Annotated in this window: 17 protein-coding genes; 10 read left to right on the top strand and 7 right to left on the bottom strand. The window is 62.3% G+C overall.

All coding sequences use genetic code 11. The features are described from left to right. Positions 1–2 precede the first annotated feature (2 nt). From BM019_RS07175 to BM019_RS07155, 5 genes are all read left to right on the top strand, one after another. Positions 3–662 (top strand): FadR/GntR family transcriptional regulator, encoded by a 660-nt coding sequence (locus BM019_RS07175; protein WP_092417928.1) that lies wholly within the window; start codon positions 3–5, stop codon positions 660–662. Next, positions 652–1971, top strand: coding sequence for a CynX/NimT family MFS transporter (locus tag BM019_RS07170; protein WP_092417927.1), 1320 nt, complete (start codon positions 652–654; stop codon positions 1969–1971). Before BM019_RS07175 ends, BM019_RS07170 begins: the two co-directional genes overlap by 11 nt. Before the next feature lie 99 nt (positions 1972–2070). Continuing rightward, entirely contained in the window at positions 2071–2541 is a 471-nt protein-coding gene (locus BM019_RS07165) for a nuclear transport factor 2 family protein (protein WP_092417926.1), read from the top strand. A 99-nt stretch (positions 2542–2640) separates the two neighbouring features. Beyond that, entirely contained in the window at positions 2641–2916 is a 276-nt protein-coding gene (locus BM019_RS07160; RefSeq protein ID WP_063428495.1) for a GIY-YIG nuclease family protein, read from the top strand. A gap of 84 nt (positions 2917–3000) precedes the next feature. After that, entirely contained in the window at positions 3001–3936 is a 936-nt protein-coding gene (locus BM019_RS07155) for a glutathione S-transferase family protein (protein ID WP_092417925.1), read from the top strand. A gap of 81 nt (positions 3937–4017) precedes the next feature. Here the strand turns inward: BM019_RS07155 and BM019_RS07150 are convergent, their stop codons facing one another. Together BM019_RS07150 and yejK are read right to left on the bottom strand one after the other, a co-directional pair. Continuing rightward, entirely contained in the window at positions 4018–4371 is a 354-nt protein-coding gene (locus tag BM019_RS07150) for a glutaredoxin family protein (RefSeq protein ID WP_092417924.1), read from the bottom strand. After that, complete coding sequence (yejK, locus tag BM019_RS07145) at positions 4371–5375, bottom strand: nucleoid-associated protein YejK (RefSeq protein WP_092417923.1); 1005 nt, start codon at positions 5373–5375, stop codon at positions 4371–4373. The genes BM019_RS07150 and yejK overlap by 1 nt, the downstream gene beginning before the upstream one ends. A 395-nt stretch (positions 5376–5770) precedes the next feature. Here yejK and BM019_RS07140 point away from each other — a divergent pair, with 395 nt between their 5' ends. Further along, positions 5771–6052, top strand: coding sequence for an HU family DNA-binding protein (locus BM019_RS07140; protein WP_007932138.1), 282 nt, complete (start codon positions 5771–5773; stop codon positions 6050–6052). 102 nt (positions 6053–6154) lie between these two features. Here BM019_RS07140 and rlmF read toward each other — a convergent pair whose 3' ends face one another. The 5 genes from rlmF to BM019_RS07115 all read right to left on the bottom strand — a co-directional run bounded on the left by rlmF (position 6155) and on the right by BM019_RS07115 (position 12935). Further along, on the bottom strand, positions 6155–7180 hold the full coding sequence (gene rlmF / locus BM019_RS07135) for a 23S rRNA (adenine(1618)-N(6))-methyltransferase RlmF (protein ID WP_092417922.1): 1026 nt from the start codon (positions 7178–7180) through the stop codon (positions 6155–6157). Between the two features lie 230 nt (positions 7181–7410). Beyond that, positions 7411–10257 (bottom strand): valine--tRNA ligase, encoded by a 2847-nt coding sequence (locus BM019_RS07130; RefSeq protein ID WP_092417921.1) that lies wholly within the window; start codon positions 10255–10257, stop codon positions 7411–7413. A gap of 217 nt (positions 10258–10474) precedes the next feature. Then, entirely contained in the window at positions 10475–10948 is a 474-nt protein-coding gene (locus BM019_RS07125; RefSeq protein WP_092417920.1) for a DNA polymerase III subunit chi, read from the bottom strand. A 7-nt stretch (positions 10949–10955) separates the two neighbouring features. Beyond that, positions 10956–11384 (bottom strand): DNA polymerase III subunit chi, encoded by a 429-nt coding sequence (locus BM019_RS07120; RefSeq protein WP_092417919.1) that lies wholly within the window; start codon positions 11382–11384, stop codon positions 10956–10958. 60 nt (positions 11385–11444) lie between these two features. Next, entirely contained in the window at positions 11445–12935 is a 1491-nt protein-coding gene (locus tag BM019_RS07115; protein WP_009042302.1) for a leucyl aminopeptidase, read from the bottom strand. A 311-nt stretch (positions 12936–13246) separates the two neighbouring features. On the opposite strand from BM019_RS07115, the gene lptF reads away from it, so the two are divergent. The 4 genes from lptF to lepB all read left to right on the top strand — a co-directional run bounded on the left by lptF (position 13247) and on the right by lepB (position 18247). Then, positions 13247–14365, top strand: a complete 1119-nt coding sequence (lptF, locus tag BM019_RS07110; protein WP_092417918.1) for an LPS export ABC transporter permease LptF — start codon at positions 13247–13249, stop codon at positions 14363–14365. Then, positions 14358–15419, top strand: a complete 1062-nt coding sequence (lptG, locus tag BM019_RS07105; protein WP_016702720.1) for an LPS export ABC transporter permease LptG — start codon at positions 14358–14360, stop codon at positions 15417–15419. Before lptF ends, lptG begins: the two co-directional genes overlap by 8 nt. Positions 15420–15587: 168 nt before the next feature. Further along, a complete protein-coding gene (gene lepA, locus BM019_RS07100) occupies positions 15588–17387 on the top strand; it encodes a translation elongation factor 4 (RefSeq protein ID WP_007932152.1) in 1800 nt (599 codons plus the stop codon). Positions 17388–17392: 5 nt separating this feature from the next. Beyond that, positions 17393–18247, top strand: a complete 855-nt coding sequence (gene lepB / locus BM019_RS07095) for a signal peptidase I (RefSeq protein ID WP_007932153.1) — start codon at positions 17393–17395, stop codon at positions 18245–18247. Positions 18248–18257: the final 10 nt, after the last annotated feature.

The following is an 18257-nucleotide window of genomic DNA, read 5'->3' as shown; positions in this document are numbered from 1 at the left end:
ATATGACAGAAACTTCTCCTTTGATTAAACGTTCCCTGGTCGATCAGGCCCTGGAACAGCTGCGCCAACGCATCAATGACGGTGTATGGAGCATCGGCCAGCGCCTGCCGACCGAACCGGAGCTGGCGGCGGAGCTGGGCATCAGCCGCAATACCGTGCGCGAGGCCATGCGGGTCCTGGCGTTTTCCGGCCTGGTGGAGATTCGCCAGGGCGACGGTAGTTACCTGCGTGCGGTGGTCGATCCGCTGGACACCCTCAAGGCCCTATCCCAGTGCTCCCTGGAGCAGGCGCGCGAAACCCGGCAGATCATCGAGACCGAAGCCATTGGCCTGGCGGCTCTGCGGCGTACCGACCAGGACTTGCTGGCGTTGCGCGAAGCCCTGGCCCTCAGCGGCGATCACTATCACGGCGATCTGGAGAGCTATATCGCCTGCGACCTGGTGTTTCACGGGCGCCTGGTGGATGCCGCGCATAACCCCACCCTCAGCGAGCTGTACCGCTATTTCTCCAGCGTGGTCGGCGCGCAACTGCGCCAGACCCTGAACATCCATCCTCGGCGCCAGGCGGTGTTCGATCTGCACATCGACCTGCTGGACGCCGTCGAGCAGCGCGATCCGGAGCGGGCCAAGGCCATTTCGCGGCAGCTGATCAATGAACCTTGAGACCGAGAGCGCCATGTCCAGCCATCAGGCCAATAACCCGCCACCTATTGCTGTCCCTCGACGCGAGGCTGAGCTCGAAGAGTTGTTGATCGATGCCGAAGCCGACGATGCCGAGGTCCAGCACAGCCACCCGGCCCCAAGTCGCCCGTGGCTGTTGCTGCTGGGGCTGATCCTGGTGGCGCTGAATTTGCGTCCGGCGCTGTCGAGCATGGCGCCGCTGCTCAGCGAGGTGTCGCGCAGTCTCGGGCTGTCGGCGGCCCAGGCCGGCCTGCTGACCACCTTGCCGGTGCTGTGCCTGGGCCTGTTCGCCCCCCTGGCCCCGGTGCTGGCGCGGCGCTTCGGTGCCGAGCGGGTGGTGCTTGGCATCCTGCTGACGCTGGCGGGCGGGATCATTCTGCGCAGTTCCCTGGGGGACGTCGGGCTGTTCGCCGGCAGCATCCTCGGTGGCGCGAGCATCGGTGTGATCGGGGTGTTGCTGCCAGGTATCGTCAAGCGCGACTTCGCCAAACACGCGGGCACCATGACCGGCGTCTACACCATGGCCCTGTGCCTGGGCGCGGCGATGGCCGCGGGGGCGACCGTGCCCTTGAGCCAGCACTTCGATAACAGCTGGGCGCTGGGCCTCGGCTTCTGGGTGCTGCCGGCGCTGGTAGCGGCGCTGTTCTGGCTGCCCCAGGTCGGCAAGCGGCAGGGCGCGCACCATGTGGCCTATCGGGTGCGCGGTTTGCTGCGCGACCCGCTGGCCTGGCAAGTGACGCTGTACATGGGCCTGCAATCCTCGCTGGCCTACATCGTGTTTGGCTGGTTACCGTCGATCCTGATTGGTCGCGGCCTGAGCCCGACCCAGGCCGGGTTGGTGCTGTCCGGCTCGGTGATCGTCCAGCTCGCCAGTTCGCTGGCCGCGCCCTGGCTGGCAACGCGGGGCAAGGATCAGCGCCTGGCTATCGTGGTGGTGATGCTGCTGACCCTCGGCGGCCTGTTCGGCTGCCTGTATGCCCCGCTCGATGGCCTGTGGGGCTGGGCGATCCTGCTGGGCGTGGGGCAGGGCGGTACTTTTAGTCTGGCGCTGACCCTGATCGTCCTGCGTTCGAAGGACGCCCATGTGGCGGCCAATCTGTCGAGCATGGCCCAGGGCTTTGGCTACACCCTGGCCTCCATGGGGCCGTTCGCGGTCGGCCTGGTGCACGACTGGACCGGCGGCTGGACGGCCTTGGGCTGGATTTTCGCGGTGATCGGCCTGGGGGCCATAATCGCCGGCCTGGGGGCCGGGCGCTCGCTCTACGTGCAGGTCGAAAGCGAAAAAATCTGAGCCAACCCACTGTCGGTATTTGCGCGGCGAATGCCGATAGTGTTTCCCGGGTTTGCAGACTATCGTGCAGGCATCTTTCCCTGAGTCGGAGCCTGTTTCATGAGTGACGCCCACCGCGCCTTGATCACTGAGTTCTATAGCGCTTTCCAGAGCCTGGATGCCGAGGCCATGGCCGCCTGCTACACCGAGGATGTGCTGTTCAGTGATCCGGCGTTCGGCGAACTGCGCGGCCGCGATGCCGCTGACATGTGGCGCATGCTCACCACCCGGGCCAAGGACTTCTCCCTGGTCTTCGACAATGTCCGCGCCGACGAGCGCAGCGGTGAGGCCCATTGGGTGGCGACTTACCTGTTCAGCCAGACCGGCAATACCGTGGTCAACGATATCCAGGCGCGTTTCGTGTTTCGTGATGGCAAGATCTGCGAGCACCACGATCATTTCAATATGTGGCGCTGGGCCCGCCAAGCCCTGGGCACCAAGGGCCTGATCCTCGGCTGGACCCCGCTGCTGAAAAACGCCGTGCGCGCCCAGGCCTGCAAAGGCCTGAAAGCCTTCCAGGCCGGCCGCTGAATCCTCGCCTCTGGTAAGATCGCGGCTTGTTATCCACACGCCGCGATCACCGTGACCCGCCCCAGCCAATCCCCCGTCAACGACGCAGAATCTGTACCCATGGTGAGCAAACCCTGGTTTGTCTACCTGGTGCGTGCTGCCAACGGCGCCCTGTACTGCGGCATCAGCGACGACCCGGTCAAGCGTTTCGCCAAGCACCAGAGCGGCAAGGGCGCGCGCTTCTTCCTCTCCAGCCCGGCCGTCGCGCTGGTCTACACCGAAGCCTGCCGCGACAAGAGCGAAGCCCTGCGCCAGGAACGGCTGATCAAGAAGCTGCGCAAAAGTGCCAAGGAGTGCCTGGTGGCCTCGGCCGTCGTGGCTTATCAAGCGGACTGATACGTTGCCATCAGGCAGAGCGGTGGGCTGCCAGGCGTTTGCACGCTAAGCTGGTTCTTCCTACTTATCCAGTGGAACTCCAGCATGTCAGAGTTGATTCTGCATCATTACCCGACCTCGCCTTTCGCGGAAAAAGCCCGCCTGTTGCTAGGCTTCAAGGGCTTGTCCTGGCGCTCGGTGAAGATCTCGCCGGTGATGCCCAAACCCGATCTCACCGCCCTCACGGGTGGTTATCGCAAGACTCCGGTGTTACAGGTCGGTGCCGATATCTATTGCGACACGGCGCTGATCGCCCGGCGGCTGGAGCAGGAAAAGGCCTCGCCGGCACTGTTTCCCGAAGGCCGGGAAATGGTCAGCGCGACCTTTGCGGCCTGGGCCGATTCGGTGGTGTTCCAGCATACGGTGAGCCTGGTATTCCAGCCGGAGTCGGCGGCCGTGCGTTTCGGCCATTTGCCGCCGGAAGCGATCAAGGCCTTCATGACCGACCGCGCCGGGCTGTTCAGCGGCGGCAGTTCCACCCGCGTGCCGCTGGAGTTGGCCAAGCATCAATGGCCGACGCTCATGGCGCGCCTGGAGCAGCAGTTGCAGCGTGAGGAGGGCGACTTCCTGTTCGGTGAGCCGTCGATTGCCGACTTCGCCATGGCCCACCCCCTGTGGTTCCTCAAGGGGACGCCGGTGACTGCGCCGCTGGTGGACGCCTATCCGGCGGTGTCGGCGTGGCTGGCCCGGGTACTGGGGTTCGGTCATGGTGCTTCGAGTGTCATGACTTCCGAAGAGGCACTCGAAGTGGCGCGCAGGGCTACACCGGCAGCCTTGCCGGATGACGCCTTCATTGACCCGAACGGTTTCCAGGCTGGCCAGCGGGTGCGGATCGCGGCGACCGACTATGGCGTCGATCCGGTGGAGGGGGAGTTGCTGTTTGTCGGGCGCGAGGAGTTGATTCTGCGTCGCGAAGACCCGCGCGGCGGGTTGGTGCATGTGCACTTCCCGCGTCTCGGGTTCCGTATCGAGGTGCTATAAGGCGGCAGGTCTATCGCAAGCAAGCTCGTTCCGACAGAGGTTGTTCGGCCCCTTGTAGGAGCGAGCTTGCTCGCGATGCGTTTAACGTTGCAACGCCGCCATGATCCCGTCGGGGTCATAGGTACGGATCAAGGTGCCATTGACGTCCAGGATCGGAATTCCGGCGCCGCCCAGCTCGGTATAGGCCTTGCGCGCCTCGGCATCCTTCTCGATATCGAACTCGCGAAAGGCAATGCCCTTCTGATCGAGAAAGCGCCGGGTGGCCTTGCAGTAGCCGCACCAGTCGGTGGCGTAGAGCACCACCCGGGCATTGGCCCGGACCTGCTCCGAGGCGGCCTGCGAGGGGGTGAACAGGTGCTCGAGCTTGCCCCAGTTCTGGTACGCCACGACCACCAGCAGGATCAGCAGGAATTTCTTCAGCACGCCCTGCAGCATCAGTTGCGACGCTTGAGCTGATCGGTCAGTTGGGTCGGCAGGCCCTTGATGATCAGGGTCCCGGCCTCTTCGTCATACTCGATCTTCGAGCCCAGCAGGTGCGCCTCGAAGCTGATGGACAGGCCTTCGGCGCGGCCAGTGAAGCGGCGGAACTGGTTGAGGGTGCGCTTGTCCGCCGGGATCTCCGGCGACAGGCCGTAGTCCTTGTTGCGGATGTGATCGTAGAACGCCTTGGGGCGGTCCTCGTCGATCAGTTCCGAGAGTTCTTCCAGGCCCACGGGTTCGCCGAGCTTGGCCTGGCTGCTGGCGTAGTCCACCAGGGCCTTGGTCTTTTCCCGGGCGGATTCTTCCGGCAGGTCTTCGCTTTCGACGAAGTCGCTGAATGCCTTGAGCAGGGTACGGGTCTCGCCCGGGCCGTCGACGCCTTCCTGGCAGCCGATAAAGTCACGGAAGTACTCCGAGACTTTCTTGCCGTTCTTGCCCTTGATGAACGAGATGTACTGTTTCGACTGTTTGTTGTTCTGCCACTCGGAGACGTTGATCCGCGCGGCCAGGTGCAACTGGCCCAGGTCCAGGTGGCGCGACGGAGTCACGTCCAGCTCGTCGGTCACCGCCACGCCTTCGCTGTGGTGCAGCAGGGCGATGGCCAGGTAGTCGGTCATGCCTTGCTGGTAGTGGGCGAACAGCACGTGGCCGCCGACCGACAGGTTGGATTCTTCCATCAGCTTTTGCAGGTGCTCGACCGCGACGCGGCTGAAGGCGGTGAAGTCCTGGCCGCCATCGAGGTATTCCTTCAGCCAGCCGCTGAAGGGAAAAGCGCCGGACTCCGGGTGGAACAGACCCCAGGCTTTGCCCTGTTTGGCGTTATAGCTTTCGTTGAGATCGGCGAGCATGTTCTCGATGGCCGCGGATTCAACCAGTTCGGAATCGCGGGCGTGCAGAACTGCGGGTGTGCCGTCGGGTTTTTTGTCGATCAGGTGGACGATGCAATGGCGGATCGGCATGGGCTTCTCGGCTGGTTGGCGGGAGAGGGCGTGACTCCCCGAAAAAGTGCCCAGTGTACCGCACCCGCTGGTTTTGGCGCTGTTTGAAGGGGGTGGAAGGCGGCCTGGGTCAAGCTTATGCATTTTTTTACGGATTTAGAGCAATAAAGCTGACCAAATGGCTAGGTAGAGGCGGATATTTCCCCGTCTCTGTGCTAGTTTTGCCCCGTCTTACGCGATGTCTCGGCGTTAAGCGTGCATTCAGCATTTGTCAGGTCGAACCAAACCCTGATTTCGGTATCTATAACCCCGATCTTTCGTGGTTGTGACCGGGGTGCCAGATCCACAAGATCTGGCTCGATGGCTGACACTGCACTCTGCAATCCAAATGAATTTGATAGGGAAGGAACACCACAATGGCTATTACTAAAGACCAACTGATCGCTGATATCGCTGAAGCTATCGACGCGCCGAAAACCACCGCGCGTAACGCTCTGGACCAACTGGCCCAGATCGTTGCTGATCAATTGGAAAATGGCGGCGAAATCACTCTGCCAGGTATCGGCAAACTGAAAGTGACCGAGCGTCCTGCCCGTACTGGCCGTAACCCATCGACTGGCGCTGCCATCGAAATCGCTGCCAAGAAAGTTATCAAGCTGGTTGTGGCTAAAGGCCTGACCGACTCGATCAACAAGTAAGACTGCAGTAAGACCGTGCCTCGGAACACTTCCAGGCACGGTTTTCAGGCTCTAAGGCCGCAACGATTTACGCAAGGTAAATCGCCGTTTTGCCCCTCGTATCTATCCCTTTTGAACCCAACGCTCCTGGCGCCAGGCCTGTTGCTGTGCCTTGTCCTTGAAGGTCCAGGCGACGAAGCGGCTCTGTTTTTGCCCCTGTGACATTTCCACCACCTGACTCTCCAGTGCTCCAGCCTTTTTCAGCGCGACCTGAATCGCCGGCAGGTTCGAGGCTTTCGACACCAGGGTGCTGAACCACAACACCTGTTGCGCCACCTGGGCGCTTTCGCCGATCAACTGGGTCACGAAGCGCGCTTCGCCACCTTCGCACCACAACTCCGCCGCCTGGCCGCCAAAGTTCAGCACCGGCAGCTTGCGCTTGGGATCGGCCTTGCCCAGCGCTCGCCATTTGCGCTGGCTGCCGCGCGTGGCTTCTTCCAGGGAGGCATGGAAGGGCGGATTGCACAGGGTCAGGTCGAAGCGTTCGTCGCTCTCCAGCAGCCCCAGCAGGATCTGCTTGCGCTTGCTCTGCTGGCGCAGGCCGATGGCCTTGTTCAGGCCGTTGGCCTGGACGATCGCCTTGGCGGCGGCGAGGGCCGTGGTGTCGATGTCGGAACCGAGAAATTGCCAGCGGTAATCGCAGTGGCCGATCAACGGGTAGATGCAGTTGGCGCCGACCCCGATGTCCAGCACCCGCACCGCCGCGCCGCGGGGAATTACGCCTTCGTTACGCTCGGCCAGCAGGTCGGCCAGGAAATGCACATAGTCGGCACGACCGGGGACTGGGGGGCAGAGGAAGTCAGCCGGAATATCCCAATGGGCGATGCCGTAGAACGCCTTGAGCAATGCCCGGTTGAACACCCGCACCGCCGCCGGGTTGGCGAAGTCGATGCTCTCCTTGCCGTAGGGATTGATGATCACGAAAGCCCCCAGCTCCGGGGTGCTCTTGATCAACTGTGGAAAGTCATAGCGGCCTTGATGGCGATTGCGCGGGTGCAGGCTGGCCTTTTCCCGTGGCGCGACGGCCTTGGCCGGAGCTGCAGGTTGAGGCTTGGTGCGCGAAGCTTTGGGAGGGCGGGGGGCAGTCATGGGCGAAATCGGTTCGGGTATGGCTCAAGGTGGCGCGCATTGTCCCATATCTGCCCGGGCCGCGTGGCCTCTGTAGGTGCGAGGCTTGCCCGCGAAGCGTTATTCCTGGCACGCCGCGTTACCTTTATCGCCAGCAAGCTGCGCTCCTACAGAAGCGTCAAGCCTGTCGGTCGGGCACAAAAAAGGGAGCCCCTTTGCAGGGCTCCCTTTTTTTACCGCTCGAATCGCCGTTACAGGCTGGAGATCCGTGCGTGCTGCTCGGCCAGCTTGCCCAGGGCCTGTTCGGCCTCGGCCAGTTTGGCGCGTTCCTTGTCGATGACTTCGGCCGGGGCCTTGTCGACGAAGGCGGCGTTGGACAGCTTGCCGCCGACCCGCTGGACTTCGCCTTGCAGACGCTGGATTTCCTTGTCCAGGCGCGCCAGTTCGGCACCCTTGTCGATCAGCCCGGCCATCGGCACCAGCACTTCCATCTCGCCGACCAGGGCGGTGGCGGACAGCGGTGCTTCGTCGCCGGCCTTCAGCACGGTGATCGATTCGAGTTTGGCCAGCTTCTTCAGCAGGGTCTCGTTTTCGCTCAGGCGACGCTGGTCTTCGGCGTTGACGTTCTTCAGGAACAACGCCAGTGGCTTGCCCGGGCCGATGTTCATTTCGGCACGGATGTTACGGGTGCCGAGCATCAGGCCTTTGAGCCATTCGATGTCGTCTTCGGCGGCCTGGTCGATGCGTGCTTCATTGGCCACCGGCCACGGTTGCAGCATGATGGTCTTGCCTTCGGCCCCGGCCAGCGGCGCCAGGCGCTGCCAGATTTCTTCGGTGATGAACGGCATGAACGGATGGGCCAGGCGCAGCGCCACTTCCAGTACGCGCACCAGGGTGCGGCGGGTGCCGCGCTGGCGTTCGACCGGCGCGTTTTCGTCCCACAGCACTGGCTTGGACAATTCCAGGTACCAATCGCAGTACTGGTTCCAGATGAACTCGTACAGCGCCTGGGCTGCCAGGTCGAAGCGGAACTGGTCCAGCTGGCGGGTCACTTCGGCTTCGGTGCGCTGCAACTGGGAGATGATCCAGCGGTCGGCCAGCGACAGCTCGTAGGCTTCGCCGTTCTGACCGCAGTCCTCGCCCTTGTCCAGCACGTAGCGCGCGGCGTTCCAGATCTTGTTGCAGAAGTTGCGATAACCTTCGACGCGGCCCATGTCGAACTTGATGTCGCGGCCGGTGGACGCCAGCGAGCAGAAGGTGAAGCGCAGGGCGTCGGTGCCGTAGCTGGCGATGCCGTCGGCGAACTCCTGGCGGGTCTGCTTCTCGATCTTCTTCGCCAGTTGCGGCTGCATCATGCCGGTGGTGCGTTTCTGCACCAGGGTTTCCAGATCGATGCCGTCGATGATGTCCAGCGGGTCAAGAACGTTGCCCTTGGACTTGGACATCTTCTGGCCCTGGCCGTCGCGTACCAGGCCGTGTACGTACACGGTCTTGAACGGAACCTGCGGCGTGCCGTCTTCGTTCTTCACCAGGTGCATGGTGAGCATGATCATCCGGGCGACCCAGAAGAAAATGATGTCGAAACCGGTCACCAGCACATCGGTCGGGTGGAAGGTCTTGAGGAATTCGGTCTGCTCCGGCCAGCCCAGGGTGGAGAAGGTCCACAGGCCCGAACTGAACCAGGTGTCGAGGACGTCGTTGTCCTGTTGCAGTGCAACCTCAGGCCCGAGGTTGTGCTTGGCGCGCACCTCGGCTTCGTCGCGGCCTACATAGACCTTGCCCGACTCGTCATACCAGGCCGGGATGCGGTGACCCCACCACAGCTGGCGGCTGATGCACCAGTCCTGAATGTCGCGCATCCAGGAGAAGTACATGTTTTCGTACTGTTTTGGCACGAAGGCGATGCGGCCGTCTTCCACGGCGGCAATGGCCGGCTCGGCCAGCGGCTTGGTGGAGACGTACCACTGGTCGGTCAGCCACGGCTCGATGATGGTGCCGGAGCGGTCGCCTTTCGGCACTTTCAGGGCGTGGTCGTCGACGCTGACCAGCAGGCCGGCGGCGTCGAACGCGGCGACGATTTCCTTGCGCGCCTGGAAGCGGTTGAGACCGGCGAATTCGGCCGGGATCTTGCCGTCGACGCTTTCGTTCAGCGTGCCGTCCAGGTTGAACACCTGGGCGGCCGGCAGCACTTCGGCGTTCTTGTCGAAGATGTTCAGCAGCGGCAGGTTGTGGCGCTTGCCGACTTCATAGTCGTTGAAATCGTGGGCCGGGGTGATCTTCACGCAGCCGGTGCCGAATTCAGGGTCGCAGTAATCGTCGCCGATGATCGGGATGCGACGACCCACCAGCGGCAGCTCGACGAATTTGCCGATCAGCGCCTGGTAGCGTTCGTCGTTCGGGTTAACGGCCACGGCGGAGTCGCCGAGCATGGTTTCCGGGCGGGTGGTGGCAACGATCAGGTAGTCCAGGCCTTCAGCGGTCTTGGCGCCGTCGGCCAGCGGGTAGCGCAGGTTCCACAGCGAGCCTTTCTCGTCGTGGTTTTCCACTTCGAGGTCGGAGATCGCGGTGTGCAGCTTGGTGTCCCAGTTGACCAGACGCTTGCCGCGGTAGATCAGGCCATCTTCGTGCAGGCGCACGAAGGCTTCTTTAACGGCTTCGGAGAGGCCGTCGTCCATGGTGAAGCGCTCGCGGCTCCAGTCGACGGACGAGCCCAGGCGGCGGATCTGACGGCTGATGTTGCCGCCGGACTGATCCTTCCACTCCCAGACTTTCTCGAGGAATTTTTCCCGGCCCAGATCGTGACGATTCTGGCCCTGGGCTTCGATCTGACGCTCCACCAGCATCTGGGTGGCGATACCGGCATGGTCGGTACCCGGCTGCCACAGGGTGTTGCGGCCCTGCATGCGGCGGAAGCGGATCAAGGCGTCCATGATCGCGTTGTTGAAGCCATGGCCCATGTGCAGGCTGCCAGTGACGTTCGGTGGCGGAATCATGATGGTGTACGAGTCGCCCGCGCCTTGCGGGGCGAAGTAATTCTCTGACTCCCAGGTCTGGTACCAGGAAGTTTCAATGGCGTGCGGCTGGTAGGTCTTATCCATGCGCGGCGGGACCCTATTGGCATTTATTCAGGAAAAGCCGGGAAGTATAGCGGGGATGAGCCGATGCGCGTAGAGCAGGCTGACGGCGGGAGGGCGAAAGTTGCCCAATGAGCGGGGTTTTTGCTTGCCGCCAGGGTGTTATCGCGGGCAAGCCTCGCGCCTACAGACGCTGGGTGGCCTGTAGCTGCGAGGTTTGTCCGCTGAATATGGCAGGGGATCAGGCGTCGTACTGGCTCAGCAAACGATCCATTCGCGCATCGAGGCGGCGCTTGATCTCGGTTTCGATGTGCGGGGCGAAGTCGTCGATCACGTCTTGCATGATCAATTGCGCGGCGGCGCGCAGTTCGCTGTCCAGGTGCAGCAGGGCATCCTGGCTCTTGGGTGCTGGCGCGGGTTTCGGTGTCGGTGTCGGTGTCGGGGCTGGCGCTGGCGCTGGCGCGGCAACTACGGGGGCAGGTTGCGGTTCGACCACCGGAGCGGGAGCCGGTTGTGGTTCTGCCGGCGCCTCTTCGTGGGTTTCGACGGCAGGCTTGCCGCCGACCATATCGAACAGCAGCGGAATCTGCACTTCGCCGTCGACGGTCTCGGTCAGCAGCGGAGGTTGCAGGTCGTCATCGCCGAGCAGTTGGCGGATGGACTCGAGGTCATCCAGCAGGTGCGCGGACTTTTGCAGCGGTTTGGGAGTGTCCATCGATGGCTCAGAGTCGCTGTAAACGGTGATCTTGCAGAGGATAGCCCTGTTCGCGGTAGAAACGGAAACTCTCGCGAGCGGCTTGGCGGATAGTCGGGTCTTCCACCACCACTTCGGCGATGCGGGCGAAACGCTGGGCAAATGCCGGGACTTTCAGGTCCAGGTTGACCAGCAGGTCATGGTGTTCGCCGGGGTCTTCGCCCAGGCCGAGAACGATCAGGCCATCCGGTTCGCTTTCGGCGGGGCCGTGGGGCACGAAGGTTTCGCCCTTGAAGCGCCACAGCCGGGCATCGAGCTCATCGCGCTGGGCCGCGTCGCTGCAATGCAGGTAGATGCGGTGCCCCATGCGCCAGGCCTTGTCGGTGAGCTTGCAGGCGAAGTCCAGGCGCGCCGAAGGATCCGCGCTGGGAAGGATATAGAAGTCGACTTTGGTCATTGCGGTTCCTGAACCCGGGAGTGCGCCGCGTGTGGGCGGCGCACCCCGAGGTCATAGGTTTCAGGCTTTGGCACGGTCCAGCAGGTACTGGGTCAGCAGGGGAACCGGACGGCCAGTGGCGCCCTTGTCCTTGCCGCCGCTGGTCCAGGCGGTACCGGCGATATCCAGGTGCGCCCAGTTGTACTGCTTGGTGAAGCGCGACAGGAAGCAGGCAGCGGTAATGGTGCCGGCTTTCGGCCCGCCGATGTTGGCGATGTCGGCGAACGGGCTGTCCAGCTGTTCCTGGTACTCGTCGAACAGCGGCAGCTGCCAGGCACGGTCGTCAGCCTGAACGCCGGCGCTCAGCAACTGGCCGATCAGTTCGTCGTTGTTGCCCAGGAGGCCCGAGGTGTGGGAACCGAGGGCGACCACGCAGGCACCGGTCAGGGTGGCGATATCGATCACCGCCTGTGGCTTGAAGCGCTCGGCGTAGGTCAGGGCATCGCACAGCACCAGGCGGCCTTCGGCGTCGGTGTTGAGGATTTCCACGGTCTGGCCGCTCATGGTGGTGACGATGTCGCCCGGACGCGAAGCGGTGCCGCTCGGCATGTTCTCGGCGCAGGCCAGGATGCACACCAGGTTGATCGGCAGCTTGAGTTCCAGCACGGCGCGCAGGGTGCCGAACACGCTGGCGGCGCCACCCATGTCGTACTTCATTTCATCCATGCCGGCGCCAGGTTTGAGGCTGATGCCGCCAGTGTCGAAGGTGATGCCCTTGCCGACCAGGGTGTACGGCTTCTCGGACTTCTTGCCGCCGTTGTATTGCATGACGATCAGGCGCGGCGGCTGGGCGCTGCCCTGGCCCACGGCATAGAACGAGCCCATGCCCAGGTCCTTGATCTTCTTCTCGTCGAAGACTTCGACTTTCAGGGCCTTGAATTCCTTGCCCAGGGCCTTGGCCTGTTCGCCGAGGAAGGTCGGGTGGCAGATGTTCGGCGGCAGGTTGCCCAGGTTGCGGGTGAATGCCATGCCGTTGGCGATCGCCTTGGCGTGGGCCACGGCGCGCTCGACTTCGGCCTGCGCGGCCTTGATGGTCAGCAGGGTGATTTTCTTCAGGGCGCGCGGTTCGGCTTTCTGGCTCTTGAACTGGTCGAAGCTGTATTCGCCGTCCACCAGGGTTTCCGCCAGCAGGCGGGTCTTGCCGTAGCTGTCGCGGCCCTTGACCACCACTTCGTCCAGCGCCAGCACGGCATCGCTGCCGCCCAGCCCCTTGAGGGTCGTGAGGATGCCACTGACGATCTTGCGGAACGGGCGGTCGCCCAGTTCGGCGTCCTTGCCGGTACCGACCAGCAGGACACGTTCGGCCTTCAGGTTCGGCAGGGCGTGCAACAGCAGGCTCTGGCCGACCTTGCCGTCCAGGTCGCCGCGCTTGAGTACCGCGCCGATGGCGCCGCCACTGAGCTCGTCGAGTTGTTTGGCAACGCTGCCGAGCTTGCGGCCTTCGCCGACGGCGACCACCAGGGTGGCGGTCTTCAACGTTTCCGGGCTAACGCTTTTTACAACCAGTTCCATGTCCGGGTCCCTGAATTAATGGTCAAAGAGCGCAGGGCCAATGCCGTGCGCCAGGCTTGTCATGTATGCAGCTTTTATAAGGAAGAGGCGTCGGCAGCGGCCAACGACAGGGCCGCCAGTTTGAACCCCGGCAGTCGAGGCTGACAACCCTCCCATGAGCGAACTTCGCCGCTTTAGAGGCCTGCGTGAGCATGCGCAGTGACAGGCGCATGCAATCACAGGATAATGCGCCATCTTTTTCGGCGGCTCGGCTTCACGGGCCGTGTTTGCTTGTTTGGCCGCCTTAGCCTGACAACCCTGGAGTGTCTGGTTTGATCGTCTTCCGTTATCTATCCCGCGAAGTGTTGCTGACCCTGAGCGCCGTGAGCGCTGTACTGCTGGTCATCATCATGAGCGGACGTTTCGTCAAATACCTCGCGCAAGCGGCCTCGGGCGCACTGGACCCGGGCTCGCTGTTCCTGATCATGGGCTTTCGCCTGCCGGGCTTTTTGCAACTGATCCTGCCGCTGGGGTTGTTCCTCGGCATTCTCCTGGCCTATGGCCGGCTGTACCTCGAAAGCGAAATGACTGTGCTGTCGGCCACCGGCATGAGCCAGCAGCGCCTACTGGGCATGACCATGATCCCGGCCGCGCTGGTGGCCCTGCTGGTGGCGTGGCTGAGCCTGAGCCTGGCGCCGCAGGGGGCCAATCAGTTCCAGTTGCTGCTGAACAAGCAGGACGCCATGACCGAATTCGACACCCTGGTGCCGGGCCGCTTCCAGGCGCTCAACGACGGTACCCGGGTGACTTATACCGAACACTTGTCCGATGACCGGGCCAACCTGGGCGGCGTGTTCATCTCGGAAAAACGCCTGAGCCAGGACAAGAAGGACCAGGGCATCTCGGTGCTGGTGGCAGAGAAGGGGCACCAGGACATTCGCCCGGACGGCAATCGCTACCTGATCCTGGAAAACGGCTATCGCTACGACGGTAACCCGGGCCAGGCCGATTACCGGGTCATCAAGTACGACACCTACGGCGTATTGCTGGCCAAGCCGGACGTCAGCGACGAAGTCACCGATCGCGACGCCATGCCGACCCGCGATCTGATCGGCAACCCGGACCTGCGCGCCCATGCCGAGCTGCAATGGCGTATTTCCCTGCCGCTGCTGGTGTTTGTCGTGACCCTGATGGCGGTGCCGTTGTCCCGGGTCAACCCGCGCCAGGGCCGCTTCCTCAAATTGCTGCCGGCGATTCTTCTTTATATGGCTTACCTGACAATCCTGATCGCGGCCCGTGGCTCGCTGGAAAAAGGCAAGCTGCCGCAGGCACTGGGCCTGTGGTGGGTGCACGGACTGTTTCTATTGATTGGCCTCGGGTTGCTGTACTGGGAACCCTTGCGTCTGAAACTGGCGAGCCGCCGCAGCATGAAGGAGGTGGCTCGTGGTTAAACTCGATCGCTACATCGGTAACAGTGTCCTGCTGGCCATCCTGGCGGTACTGGGGATCATTCTCGGCCTGGCGTCGCTGTTCGCCTTCATCGACGAGATGGGCAGCGTCAGTGACAACTACACCGTGATGGATGTGTTGAGTTTCGTGGTCATGACGGCGCCGCGCCGGCTCTACGAAATGCTGCCGATGGCGGCCCTGATCGGCTGCCTGATCGGCCTGGGCAGCCTGGCCAGCAACAGCGAGCTGACCATCATGCGCGCCGCTGGCGTGTCTATCGGTCGGATCGTCTGGGCGGTGATGAAGCCGATGCTGTTCCTGATGCTGGCCGGTGTGCTGATCGGCGAGTACGTCGCTCCCGCCACGGAAAGCCAGGCGCAGGCCAGTCGTGCGCTGGCCCAGGGTTCGGGCGATGCGCAAAGTTCCAAGCGCGGCCTGTGGCACCGCCAGGGTGAGGAGTTCATCCACATCAACGCCGTGCAACCCAACGGCTTGCTGTATGGCGTGACCCGTTATCACTTCGACGATCAGCGGCACATGCTGTCCTCGAGCTTCGCCCGCCAGGCCCGTTTCGAAGAGAACTACTGGCAGCTGAGCGACGTCACCACCACCTATTTCCGTGAAGGCCACACCGAAGTCATCAACACCCCTCAGGAACGCTGGGACGTGGCCTTGAGCCCGCAACTGCTGAGCACTGTGGTGATGGCGCCGGAGTCCCTGTCGATCAGCGGTCTGTGGGGCTATATCCACTACCTGGCCGATCAGGGCCTGAACAACGGTCGCTACTGGCTGGCGTTCTGGGTCAAGGTGCTGCAACCGCTGGTCACCGCGGCCCTGGTCTTGATGGCGATCTCGTTCATTTTCGGTCCGTTGCGTTCGGTGACGCTTGGTCAGCGGGTGTTCACCGGCGTGCTGGTGGGGTTCACCTTCCGCATTGCCCAGGACCTGCTCGGGCCGTCGAGCCTGGTATTCGGTTTCTCGCCGCTGTTCGCGGTGCTGGTTCCCGCCGGTTTCTGTGCCCTGGCCGGGTTCTGGCTGATGCGCCGGGCCGGCTGACCGGCGCCAATGACGCCACGCGCAAGAGCAACGCCCCTGTCGAAATACCGGGGCGTTTTGCGTTTATGCACCACTGACAGGCGAACGTGACGCTTGCGTCGTCTATCAGGTACAATTCCCGGCTATTTTTCGGCGGGCTATGCCTGCAGCCTTTTTGAGTGTTGATCCGTGAGTGATTTGAGTCATATCCGCAATTTCTCCATCATCGCCCACATTGACCATGGCAAGTCGACTCTGGCCGATCGCTTCATCCAGATGTGCGGCGGCCTGGCCGAGCGCGAAATGGAAGCCCAGGTTCTGGACTCCATGGACCTCGAGCGGGAACGCGGGATCACCATCAAGGCCCACAGCGTTACCCTCTATTACAAAGCCCGCGACGGCATCACCTACCAGCTGAACTTCATCGACACCCCGGGCCACGTGGACTTCACCTATGAAGTCAGCCGGTCGCTGGCCGCCTGTGAAGGCGCCTTGCTGGTGGTCGACGCTGGCCAGGGCGTGGAAGCGCAGTCGGTTGCCAACTGCTACACCGCCATCGAGCAGGGCCTGGAGGTCATGCCGGTGTTGAACAAGATCGACCTGCCGCAGGCCGATCCGGACCGGGTCAAGGAAGAGATCGAGAAGATCATCGGTATCGATGCCACCGACGCCGTGACCTGCAGCGCCAAGACCGGCCTGGGTGTCGACGAGGTGCTGGAGCGCCTGGTCACCACCATTCCCGCGCCGACCGGCAACATCGAAGATCCGCTGCAAGCGTTGATCATCGACTCCTGGTTCGACAACTACCTGGGCGTCGTGTCCCTGGTTCGCGTGCGCCATGGTCGCGTGAAGAAGGGCGACAAGATCCTGGTGAAATCCACCGGCAAGATCCACCTGGTGGACAGCGTCGGTGTATTCAACCCGAAACACACCGCCACCACCGACCTGAAGGCCGGTGAAGTAGGCTTTATCATCGCAGGCATCAAGGACATTCACGGTGCGCCGGTAGGTGATACCCTGACCCTGAGCTCGACCCCCGACGTCGAAGTGCTTCCTGGCTTCAAGCGCATTCAGCCGCAGGTCTACGCCGGCCTGTTCCCGGTCAGCTCCGACGACTTTGAAGACTTCCGCGAAGCCCTGCAAAAGCTCACGCTGAACGACTCGTCGCTGCAATACACCCCGGAAAGCTCCGACGCACTGGGCTTCGGCTTCCGTTGCGGCTTCCTCGGCATGCTGCACATGGAAATCATCCAGGAGCGCCTGGAGCGCGAATACGACCTGGACCTGATCACCACGGCGCCGACGGTGATTTTCGAACTGCAACTGAAGAATGGTGAGACGATCTACGTCGATAACCCGTCGAAGTTGCCGGATCTGTCATCCATCGAAGATATGCGCGAGCCGATCGTGCGGGCCAATATCCTGGTGCCGCAGGAGCATCTGGGTAACGTCATTACCCTGTGCATCGAGAAGCGCGGCATACAGCACGACATGCTGTTCCTTGGCAGCCAGGTCCAGGTGACCTACGACCTGCCGATGAACGAAGTGGTCCTGGACTTCTTCGACCGCCTCAAATCCACCAGTCGTGGCTATGCTTCGCTGGATTATCATTTCGATCGCTACCAATCGGCTAATCTGGTCAAGCTGGATGTGCTGATCAACGGTGAGAAGGTCGACGCCCTGGCATTGATCGTGCACCGTGACAACGCGCACTACAAAGGGCGTGCGTTGACCGAAAAGATGAAGGAACTGATTCCTCGGCAGATGTTCGACGTGGCAATCCAGGCCGCCATTGGTGGGCAGATTGTGGCGCGGACAACCGTCAAGGCGCTCAGAAAGAACGTACTGGCCAAATGCTACGGTGGTGACGTTAGCCGTAAGCGCAAGCTGTTGGAAAAGCAGAAGGCCGGTAAGAAACGCATGAAGCAAGTGGGTAACGTGGAGATTCCACAAGAAGCCTTCCTTGCTGTGCTCAGGTTGGATAGTTAGGTCCTATGTCACTAAATTTCCCGCTGTTGCTGGTCATCGCCGTCGCCGTCTGCGGTCTGTTGGCGTTGCTCGATCTGGTCTTTCTGGCGCCGCGTCGGCGTGCCGCCATTACCAACTATCAGGGCAGCGTCAGCCAGCCGGATGGACTGGTCATCGAGAAACTGAACAAGGAGCCGATGCTGGTCGAGTACGGCAAATCGTTCTTTCCGGTGCTGTTCATCGTGCTGGTGCTGCGTTCGTTTCTGGTGGAACCGTTTCAGATTCCTTCGGGATCGATGAAACCGACCCTGGATGTGGGCGACTTCATCCTGGTGAACAAGTTTTCTTACGGGATCCGCCTGCCGGTGATCGACAAGAAAATCATCGAGGTCGGTGATCCGCAGCGCGGCGATGTGATGGTGTTCCGCTACCCGAGCGATCCGAACGTCAACTACATCAAGCGTGTGGTCGGCCTGCCGGGCGACGAAGTGCGCTACACCAGCGACAAGCGCCTGCTGGTCAACGGCCAGTCGGTCGCCGAGCAACTGGTCGGCTCCGAGCCGGGTACCCTGGGCAGTGCGGAGCTCTACAAGGAAAAACTCGGCGCCGCCGAGCACCTGATCCGCAAGGAAATGAGCCGCTACCGGGCCACCCCGGATCGTCAATGGACCGTGCCTGCCGGGCACTACTTCATGATGGGCGACAACCGCGACAACTCGAACGACAGCCGCTACTGGGATGACCCAAGCATTCCCAAGGACCTGCTGGGCATGGTTCCCGACAAGAATATCGTCGGCAAGGCCTTCGCAGTCTGGATGAGCTGGCCCGAACCGAAACTCAGCCACCTGCCGAATTTCTCGCGGGTTGGCCTGATCAAGTAATCAAACACGG

This window comes from Pseudomonas sp. NFPP07, assembly GCF_900115645.1.
Taxonomy (GTDB): domain Bacteria; phylum Pseudomonadota; class Gammaproteobacteria; order Pseudomonadales; family Pseudomonadaceae; genus Aquipseudomonas; species Aquipseudomonas chlororaphis.
This window is presented reverse-complemented; position numbering and strand designations above follow the sequence as displayed.

What these genes read in the sequence shown, in the direction of transcription:
- BM019_RS07150 (WP_092417924.1), bottom strand. Translation starts at nt 4,371, where the DNA reads ATGCTGCAGGGCGTGCTGAAGAAATTCCTGCTGATCCTGCTGGTGGTC.
- BM019_RS07170 (WP_092417927.1), top strand. Translation starts at nt 652, where the DNA reads ATGAACCTTGAGACCGAGAGCGCCATGTCCAGCCATCAGGCCAATAAC.
- rlmF (WP_092417922.1), bottom strand. Translation starts at nt 7,180, where the DNA reads ATGACTGCCCCCCGCCCTCCCAAAGCTTCGCGCACCAAGCCTCAACCT.
- lepB (WP_007932153.1), top strand. Translation starts at nt 17,393, where the DNA reads ATGTCACTAAATTTCCCGCTGTTGCTGGTCATCGCCGTCGCCGTCTGC.
- BM019_RS07155 (WP_092417925.1), top strand. Translation starts at nt 3,001, where the DNA reads ATGTCAGAGTTGATTCTGCATCATTACCCGACCTCGCCTTTCGCGGAA.
- BM019_RS07175 (WP_092417928.1), top strand. Translation starts at nt 3, where the DNA reads ATGACAGAAACTTCTCCTTTGATTAAACGTTCCCTGGTCGATCAGGCC.
- BM019_RS07115 (WP_009042302.1), bottom strand. Translation starts at nt 12,935, where the DNA reads ATGGAACTGGTTGTAAAAAGCGTTAGCCCGGAAACGTTGAAGACCGCC.
- BM019_RS07160 (WP_063428495.1), top strand. Translation starts at nt 2,641, where the DNA reads ATGGTGAGCAAACCCTGGTTTGTCTACCTGGTGCGTGCTGCCAACGGC.
- BM019_RS07120 (WP_092417919.1), bottom strand. Translation starts at nt 11,384, where the DNA reads ATGACCAAAGTCGACTTCTATATCCTTCCCAGCGCGGATCCTTCGGCG.
- BM019_RS07165 (WP_092417926.1), top strand. Translation starts at nt 2,071, where the DNA reads ATGAGTGACGCCCACCGCGCCTTGATCACTGAGTTCTATAGCGCTTTC.
- BM019_RS07130 (WP_092417921.1), bottom strand. Translation starts at nt 10,257, where the DNA reads ATGGATAAGACCTACCAGCCGCACGCCATTGAAACTTCCTGGTACCAG.
- BM019_RS07125 (WP_092417920.1), bottom strand. Translation starts at nt 10,948, where the DNA reads ATGGACACTCCCAAACCGCTGCAAAAGTCCGCGCACCTGCTGGATGAC.
- BM019_RS07140 (WP_007932138.1), top strand. Translation starts at nt 5,771, where the DNA reads ATGGCTATTACTAAAGACCAACTGATCGCTGATATCGCTGAAGCTATC.
- yejK (WP_092417923.1), bottom strand. Translation starts at nt 5,375, where the DNA reads ATGCCGATCCGCCATTGCATCGTCCACCTGATCGACAAAAAACCCGAC.